This is a genomic window from Cupriavidus sp. OV096, from assembly GCF_900115455.1.
Lineage (GTDB): Bacteria > Pseudomonadota > Gammaproteobacteria > Burkholderiales > Burkholderiaceae > Cupriavidus.
Map to the genome: position 1 here is coordinate 1 of NZ_FOWM01000027.1, position 1,178 is coordinate 1,178.

Sequence of the window (1,178 nt, forward strand, 5' to 3'; positions counted from 1 at the left end):
AGCCCCGATCAGGCGGATGACCCGATCGTGCAGCGTATGGAAGTCAAGAACGACGTCCGGCCAAAGGCCAACCATGTCTTTGAACTGCTCACGAATTTTCGCGGCCGGGCCGATGACGAGATTCCAACGGAGCCTGGATTATGTCTCCCTCGCGGATACATCCGCGGCAAGGCGCGCGAGGAGGAACGAACTAAGTCGAGGTTCCTTCTTGCAAGCCATGAGGATGTCGACTTCACCATCGTGACGGACTCCAGTCTCGTTGAAAGGAGTTCGCTCCTGCAGCGGCATCGTCAGATCGAGGCGGCGTTGTCCCAGATCGAAGGCGGTCGGACGGTTCGTAAAGGAAAGGTCGCATTGACCGGCGTTGACGCCGAGGAATGGCTGTTGGCAGGCCCAAGACCCACCACGGAAGTGGACGGACATCTCTTTGCGCTGGAAGCGAATGCGCTCACGGCCGATGCACAGGGGCCTTTCATACGGCTCGACATGGAGACAGCGAACCCGCTCCCGGACGATCGTCCGCTCGAACGCGCATCGCTGACGGACGCCGAGGCCCTCGCGGTCTGGGACGCCATCTCCCGAACCCTGCGGCCCCGGCCGAATGCCTTCTGAGCGCGCCGCGATGATGAAACGATATGTGGTGATCAGCGCGATCCTGGGCGCATCGCTGGCGCTACCGGCTTGTGGGAAAGCCCCTTCATTGACGCCTCAGGAACAACAGGCGGTGAATGCCCTGACTACCAACCTAATCCCGCGTTGTGTGGGACGCCATCTTATCGATTTTCCTGCAGGCATGACCGTCGAAGGCTCGGCCATCGTGGAACACGCACGGGTCAAGACGAAGATCATGTCCCTCGATGAATTCAATAAGGAAATCTCCGCGCGCGAGGCGGAACTCAAGGCGGTGAAGAGCATGGACGCTCACCCATTTCTCTATCTTAATGTGCCCGCGTGGGATGAGCACTCCCGCTACTTCATGCACCGGGGTTCGGAACGCAGCCACATCGCAAACCGGATTCTGGAAGGCTATCGTTGGGAGAATGGGGTTCGCGTCAAGGTCACGCTGGAGGCGTCAGATTTCAGCAGCCCCGATCAGGCGGATGACCCGATCGTGCAGCGTATGGAAGTCAAGAACGACGTCCGGCCAAAGGCCAACCATGTCTTTGAACTGCTCACGA

Annotated in this window: 2 protein-coding genes; both read left to right on the forward strand. The window is 59.5% G+C overall.

Going from position 1 to position 1,178, the window contains the following annotated elements:
* On the forward strand, positions 1-612 hold a 612-nt coding region (locus BM115_RS26980), incomplete at its 5' end, for a T6SS immunity protein Tli4 family protein (RefSeq protein WP_218158063.1).
* A partial coding sequence (locus BM115_RS26985; RefSeq protein WP_143093960.1) for a hypothetical protein occupies positions 602-1,178 on the forward strand: 577 nt, incomplete at its 3' end. The genes BM115_RS26980 and BM115_RS26985, both read left to right, overlap by 11 nt.